Annotated in this window: 9 protein-coding genes; 4 read left to right on the top strand and 5 right to left on the bottom strand. The window is 56.9% G+C overall.

The genetic code is table 11. The annotated features are described in order from the left end of the window. The first annotated feature begins 470 nt into the window (after positions 1 to 470). Entirely contained in the window at positions 471 to 728 is a 258-nt protein-coding gene (locus WH50_RS20945) for a PepSY domain-containing protein (RefSeq protein ID WP_110189190.1), read from the top strand. Between the two features lie 345 nt (positions 729 to 1073). Beyond that, positions 1074 to 1625 carry a DedA family protein gene (locus WH50_RS20940; RefSeq protein ID WP_110189189.1) on the top strand — a complete coding sequence of 184 codons (552 nt, stop codon included), beginning with the start codon at positions 1074 to 1076 and terminating at the stop codon, positions 1623 to 1625. A 42-nt stretch (positions 1626 to 1667) separates the two neighbouring features. Here the strand turns inward: WH50_RS20940 and WH50_RS20935 are convergent, their stop codons facing one another. Next, complete coding sequence (locus WH50_RS20935) at positions 1668 to 2033, bottom strand: hypothetical protein (RefSeq protein WP_110189188.1); 366 nt, start codon at positions 2031 to 2033, stop codon at positions 1668 to 1670. Positions 2034 to 2402: 369 nt separating this feature from the next. Between WH50_RS20935 and WH50_RS20930 the strand changes: the two genes are divergently transcribed. After that, positions 2403 to 3296 (top strand): DMT family transporter, encoded by an 894-nt coding sequence (locus tag WH50_RS20930; protein WP_110189187.1) that lies wholly within the window; start codon positions 2403 to 2405, stop codon positions 3294 to 3296. Positions 3297 to 3312: 16 nt separating this feature from the next. Here the strand turns inward: WH50_RS20930 and pspC are convergent, their stop codons facing one another. The 3 genes from pspC to pspA are packed head-to-tail and all read right to left on the bottom strand — an operon-like array spanning position 3313 to position 4639. Further along, positions 3313 to 3702: an envelope stress response membrane protein PspC gene (gene pspC / locus WH50_RS20925; RefSeq protein ID WP_104152629.1), complete on the bottom strand. Its 390-nt coding sequence runs from the start codon at positions 3700 to 3702 to the stop codon at positions 3313 to 3315. Next, positions 3702 to 3962, bottom strand: a complete 261-nt coding sequence (gene pspB / locus WH50_RS20920) for an envelope stress response membrane protein PspB (RefSeq protein WP_110189186.1) — start codon at positions 3960 to 3962, stop codon at positions 3702 to 3704. Before pspB ends, pspC begins: the two co-directional genes overlap by 1 nt. Further along, positions 3962 to 4639, bottom strand: coding sequence for a phage shock protein PspA (pspA, locus tag WH50_RS20915; protein ID WP_110189185.1), 678 nt, complete (start codon positions 4637 to 4639; stop codon positions 3962 to 3964). The genes pspB and pspA overlap by 1 nt, the downstream gene beginning before the upstream one ends. A 229-nt stretch (positions 4640 to 4868) precedes the next feature. On the opposite strand from pspA, the gene pspF reads away from it, so the two are divergent. Beyond that, entirely contained in the window at positions 4869 to 5915 is a 1047-nt protein-coding gene (gene pspF / locus WH50_RS20910; protein ID WP_110189184.1) for a phage shock protein operon transcriptional activator, read from the top strand. A 27-nt stretch (positions 5916 to 5942) separates the two neighbouring features. On the opposite strand, the gene cyaY is transcribed toward pspF, so the two are convergent. Beyond that, positions 5943 to 6266 carry an iron donor protein CyaY gene (cyaY, locus tag WH50_RS20905; RefSeq protein ID WP_110189183.1) on the bottom strand — a complete coding sequence of 108 codons (324 nt, stop codon included), beginning with the start codon at positions 6264 to 6266 and terminating at the stop codon, positions 5943 to 5945. Positions 6267 to 6391 lie beyond the last annotated feature (125 nt).

Below are 6391 nucleotides of genomic sequence, written 5' to 3'. Positions count from 1 at the left end.
CGCTTATCAGGTCGTTGAAAAACGTTATCGAGGCAGCCGAGACAAGGAAATACCCCGAGGGCACAAGAAACAGGCGAAAAAGCGGAGTTTAGTGAACTAAATGAGCATTTGACTCGCTCCGCTCGCCCCTTCGGGACCGTGCTAAAGCACGTTCAGCCTTTGGCTGTGAGCCTGTTTTGACGCGGTATTCGGCAACGCAGATAGATTTTCAACAACCTGTTATGCATTGGCAGTGGGTAATATCACCCAACTGGTTTATATCAACCACCGATTTGCCGAGGTGGTGGTTGATATCCACCATCTCCCGCTCGCTTTTTGCTCTTGATCAAGCCGAAGCCCAGTAAAATCAAGGCTTTCAGGAGTTGGCACAGCAGATGCAATAGTAGAGATGACTCTCTGGTCATCTCCCCGTCCGAGAGTTATGGCATGGGACGGGGAGATTCTCCAGACCGTAGAGGAGGATCTACTAAATGTTGAAACATCGCGCTATTGCCACTTACGTTGCCGCTGTACTGTTCTCTGGCGGTGGTCTTGCAGAAGCAGACAGTGGTGTTACCCCCGAAAGTATCCAGCGTGCAGCACTAGATGCATACCCCGGTAAGCTGCGTAAGGCAGTCAAGGTGCAGAAAGGCGGCATTGAAGTCTGGCAAATCCAGATTCACGGTAAAGACCTGCAGGATCACACCCTGTATTACAACGCCCGCAGCGGCGAAGCAATCGAAGCCTGATCCACTGCGTTGCTGATGACCTTGTTGTAAATCGTTTTCAGCCAGCTGGGGTTAGTCGCTACGCTGCTGTGTTGCTGAGCTTTCTTCTCTCAGATCGTTCGAGGGAAGTCGGGCTCCGCCATCTGAAATCATTCCTCAGCATCAAAGCGACGCGCATAGGTCATGATGAAGACGACATCATGACTTGTGCCAGCAGGTTCGCCTCAGGTCGGCCTGTCCGATTTTTGTCCTGAATATCTCCCATTTTCCGAATTCGAGTTGGTTTACGATTTGTGCCCCGTCCTGTTCGGGGCTTTTTCGTTGTGCAGATTTTTTGCTTCAGTGGTAAAGGAGGTCGGGTCACGCATGCATGGTTGGGAGTACTGGGTCGGTCATTATGGCTATCTCGCAATTGCCATTGGCACCCTGCTGGAAGGGGAAACCGTGCTGGTGCTGGCCGGTCTGGCCATTAGTCAGGGGCAGCTGCTTTATCTCAAGGTGATCCTGCTGTCAGTCATCTGCAGCTTTATCGGAGATCAGTTCTGGTTCTGGCTGGGGCGACGTTACGGCGATCGGCTGATCTATGCCTGGCCGCGCCTGCAGCCACGTGTGGAGCGTATGCAACGGCTGATCAGTCGCTACCATGCACCGCTGATTATCGTGAACCGCTTTCTTTATGGTCTGCGAGCGCTGGGGCCTGCGCTGTTCGGGACCACGCCGTTACCGCTTTGGGTATTTGTCTTCTTCAATCTGGTCGGGGCGGTCTTCTGGAGCATGGTGGTGGTCGGGGTTGGTATGGGGCTGCATGAGTTCTGGAGCCGCTTTGCTGCCACCCTGCCCTTGGCGCTGGTGGCGGTGCTTTGCCTGATCGCTGTGGTGTTGTGGTGGCGGCGAGGTCGGCGTCAGCGGGCGGCGTGAGGTGGCTCGCCCGCGAGGCTCAGGGTTGTGCACGGTCGTCTGTCAGTTGAGGCGCTGCAGAGGCAGGGTGATGGTGTTACCTGCATAACCCAGATGACTGTCGTGGGCACGCAGATAGACCAGCGTGACGTTGTCCGGAATCATGACGCCTGTCATGGTCTGATTGCAGGGCTGTTCGGTTTGGTCGTTCAGTGACATGTAGGTGATGGCCAGCACTTCACCTTCTTCCGTCAAAACCTCCCATCGGTCGGCATAATGCTGGGCAGTGGGCTTGTTGGTGTAGATAGTGACATCGAAACGCCAGCTGCCATCGCGCTGCTGACGGGCATCGGCATCAATGATATCCGCTTGCCCGGCAAAGCGATCAAGCGAAAGCAGCAGACCCAAATCGGAAATCGTTTGTTGCATGACTCTTCTCTCTGTACTAACCCCGCAAGCGCCGGTCGATCCACTGCAAAACTCAGACGAGACGCCAGTGGTGACCTGTTGCCCGTGACCTGCCCACGGTCAATGCCATCCTTCGGGTCAGAAATGCTCTCAGTGCTGCCTGTCCCTTCCAGCAACGGTTGTTACTGAGGTGGGCAGTCGTTTAAGTATGGTTCAAGGTCGCACAGTTGCACGGTCAAGATGTGGATTTATCTGTTTCTGTGCATGTCTTGTCGCTGAACCTCCCTTGACCGTCTGGCAGCATGAGCAAGACTTACCGTTGTTTGTCAGATTGCATGCAATTTATAGTGGTCCGCCTGCTAAGAGGCTGCTGCCAGAGAGGATATCGCCATGACACCTGCCAAGACGTCGACCAGCCCGTGGTTGGCGCTGGTACCCTGGGCATTTGTGCTGCTGTGGAGTACCGGCTTTATCGGTGCCAAATACGGTCTGCCCTATATTGAGCCGTTCAACTTTCTGTTTATCCGCATGCTGCTGACGCTGGTGGTGTTTGCCATCCTGATTGGTTGGCAGCGCACGCCCTGGCCCAGCTGGGCGCAAGCCCGTCAGCAGATGCTGGTAGGAGCGCTTGTGCATGGCTTGTATCTGGGCGGTGTCTTTGCCGCCATCAAGACCGGGCTGCCTGCCGGGATGACAGCCATTATTGTCGGGTTGCAGCCATTGCTGACGGCGGTGATCGCACGCTACTGGCTAGCTGAGCGTCTGACCTCCATGCAGTTGCTGGGTTTCTGGCTCGGGTTGCTGGGGGTCATTCTGGTGGTGCTGGGTCGTCAGGCTGCTGCAGGAGCTGTGCAGCCAGCGGGGATATTGTGGGCATTGGCTGCGCTGCTGGGGATCTGCGCCGGTACCCTGTATCAGAAGCGCCACGGCGGGAAGGTGCCACTGCTGACAGGGACATTCTGGCAGTACTGTGCGGCGGCGCTGATGATGGGGCTGATGACCTGGAGTACGGAAAGCGCCACGGTGATCTGGTCAACCCAGCTGCTGCTGGCCATGGCCTGGCTGGTGCTGGGCCTGTCGCTGACCGCGATCCTGCTGTTGATGGTGATGATTCGTGAAGGAGAATCGGCCAAGGTGGCCAGTTACTTCTATCTGGTGCCACCCCTGACCACGCTGGAGGGCTGGTTGCTGTTCAATGAGCATCTCAGCCTGTTGAGTGTCTGTGGTGTCGGCCTGACCGCAGTGGCGGTCTGGCTGGCGGTGGCCAAAGCGACCTCCGCCTGAGGTTCAGCCAACAGCGTCACAGATCACGAAACTCTTTGTCATAGCGAAAGCGGTTGGAGGTGACATAGCGCTCCATCCGCTGCAGGCGGCGATCCAGTTCTCGCATCCGCTCAGCCAGGGCGCGAGCACGCTGGGTCAGGGGTTGCCCGTAATCAAACTTCGGCTGGCGTGGTTCGGCCTCCCGGGCGCTGAGCGGGCGACGTTTGAGCAGAATGACGCCAGCCAGATACAGCAGAACACCGAGGCTGCCGCTGAATACAAACAGGGTCAGCATTACTATACGAGCCAGCCACACTGGCTGGCCGTAACTCTCTGCCAGCCCGGCACAGACGCCGGCGATCCAGCCCTGGCTGGAGCTGCGATACAGGTTACGCAGGTAACCATTGTCTTTATTGGCACTGTTCATCAGCTTCCTCCTCGACGGTAGTCATCCTCACGGGCGGTGCGCCAGTTCGGATGCTCCGCATCCAGAATGGTTTCCAGCGTGGCGACACGTTTTTCCAGTCGTTCCGCCACGCTCAGGGCATCTTCCAGCGTCTGGCGTTCCTCATCACTCAGACCCTTGTTCTGTCGTGAACGGGTCCAGTAATGCAGGATCAGCCAGATGGGAGCGACGACGGTGAGAAAGATCACCGCCGGCACGAAAAAGAACACCAGCATGCTCATTAACTATCGCTCCGTGAGTCACCGCTCATCCGTGCCTTCAGGGCGGCAAGGGCTTCTTCTACCTTGTCGTTGCGCTCCAGCTCTGCAAATTCGTCATGCAGGCTGCGGCCTCGGCCAAGATCCTCGGACTCCAGTTGCGCTTCCAGATTGTCCATCTTGCGCTCATAGGCATCGAACTTGCGGAATGCCTCTTCCAGCTTCTCACGGTTGCCACTACGGCGCATGTCCATGCGTGAGCGGCTGGTTTGCTCGCGTACCAGTAAGGCTTTCTGCTTGGCCTTGGCATCGTCCAGTTTCTGTTGCAGCTGACCGATTTCCTCGTGCAGCACCTGCAGCTGTTCTTCAATGATGGTGAGTTCGCGGCTGCAGGCTTTGAGGCTGTCTTCTACCGCCTGCTGCTCGGCCAGAGCGGCGCGGGCCAGATCTTCACGACCTTTGCTGATCGCCAGCCGGGCCTTGGCTTCCCAGTCGCTGGCTTCTTGCTGCAGACGGGCTACCCGGCGCTCCTGTTCCTTGCGGTCGGCGATGACCCGGGCGGAGGTGGTGCGTACTTCCACCAGAGTTTCCTCCATTTCCTGAATCATCATGCGAATCATCTTGGCCGGGTCTTCAGCACGGTCGAGCAGGGCGGTCAGGTTGGCATTAATGATGTCGCCAAAGCGTGAAAAAATTCCCATGGTGGTTCTCCTTTGATCAGGGCAGAAAGCGGGATGTGACCATCGGTATATAGCGATAGCTGTGCCAGTGTTTTTAACTCGCTGTTTTTGAAGTGTTTTTGTCAGCATCGCTGCGCTGTTAAAGGTTCTCAGATTAATATTTTTGGCTAAATACGCTTTTTTATGGCTTTTTTGACTGCAGTAACTGGCTCAAACAGCCAGATTTCACAATGTGTCGCAGGGAGGAACTATGGCGTCGGCCAGGCAGAACATCATTGGCAGTTCGGAAGCCTTGCATCAGGTGCTACAACAGACGTCGAAAGTTGCGGTGCTGAATCGGCCGGTGCTGGTTATTGGTGAGCGCGGTACCGGCAAGGAGCTGATTGCCGAGCGCCTGCACTATCTGTCCGGGCGCTGGCAACAACCTTATCTGCAGGTCAACTGTGCAGCGATGAGCGAGCATCTGCTGGAGTCGGAGCTGTTTGGTCACGAGGCCGGTGCTTTTACCGGCGCCAGTCGCAGTCGTGCCGGGCTGTTTGAGCGTGCTGATGGTGGCACCCTGTTCCTCGACGAGCTGGCGACGGCCTCACTGCAGGTGCAGGAAAAGCTGTTGCGGGTGATTGAGTACGGCCGCTTTGAACGGTTGGGTGGTAGCCGCACCCTGCAGGTTGATGTGCGGGTCGTTGCCGCTACCAACGCCTGTTTGCCTGAGCTGGTCACATCGGGAGCGTTTCGCGGTGATCTGCTGGATCGCCTGGCGTTTGATGTGATCAACCTGCCACCGCTGCGAGTGCGGCAGGATGACATTGCCGAGCTGGCAGAGCATTTTGCTCTGCGCATGTCTCTGGAGCTGCAACGTGAATACTTCGCCGGATTCTCGCCAGCCGCCATGCGTGAGCTGCTGGACTACCACTGGCCCGGCAACATTCGTGAGCTGAAAAACGTGGTGGAGCGCAGTGTCTATCGTCATGAAGAACCAGCGATGCCTGTTCAGCATATCGTGCTTGATCCCTTTGCAGTCAGCTGGCAAGCCTATCCGTTTACCGGGGCGAACGATGAGACCGCTTCGCCGGTCGATGCCGAGCAGAAGAGTGGCAACGAGGCTGTACCGGTGCGTTATCCCATGGATCTGCGGGCGCTGCTGGAGCAACAGGAGCAGCAGCTGATTGGACAGGCGCTGACTGCGCATGGCTTTCATCAGCGGCAGGCTGCCGCTGCTCTGGGGCTCACTTACCACCAGCTGCGAGCGGCTTTGCGCAAGTACCCTGAGTTGCTGGCGCAGCGTCAGGGTAATTGAGAAGGGGAGGGTATGCCGGGCTGTGGCCTACAGAGCAAACGTCAGGGTTTCACCTGCCTGAGCATGCAGCGCTTCCTGCAGGCGTTCTGCCAGGGTGCCGCCCTTGGCTTTCTCCAGCCAGCAGCCTTCGTCACTGTCCCAGTCAAAGTGATAGCCATCCTGCTTGGTCGCCAGCCACAGCTGTTTGACCGGTGTCTGCCGGGTCAGAATAATGCGGCTGCCGTTCTCACAGATGACGGTCAGAATGCCATTGTTGAGATTAACGTCGAGATCGCTTTCGGCATCATCAAGGATGGTTTCCACCTGCTCCAGCGTGTCATCAACCTGCTGGTGGAATTCGCTCTCGGTCATCGGCTGCTCCTGATTAACAAATAAACATTTTGGGTGGGATCGCCTGGGGCGACGGGCTATAATCGCCCAATTGTTTTGCTGGTCCAACGGCTTTTTTCAAGAGCTGTGACGCACGCCAGTGATTC

The organism is Pokkaliibacter plantistimulans (genome assembly GCF_003194385.1).
GTDB lineage: Bacteria > Pseudomonadota > Gammaproteobacteria > Pseudomonadales > Balneatricaceae > Pokkaliibacter > Pokkaliibacter plantistimulans.
This window is presented reverse-complemented; position numbering and strand designations above follow the sequence as displayed.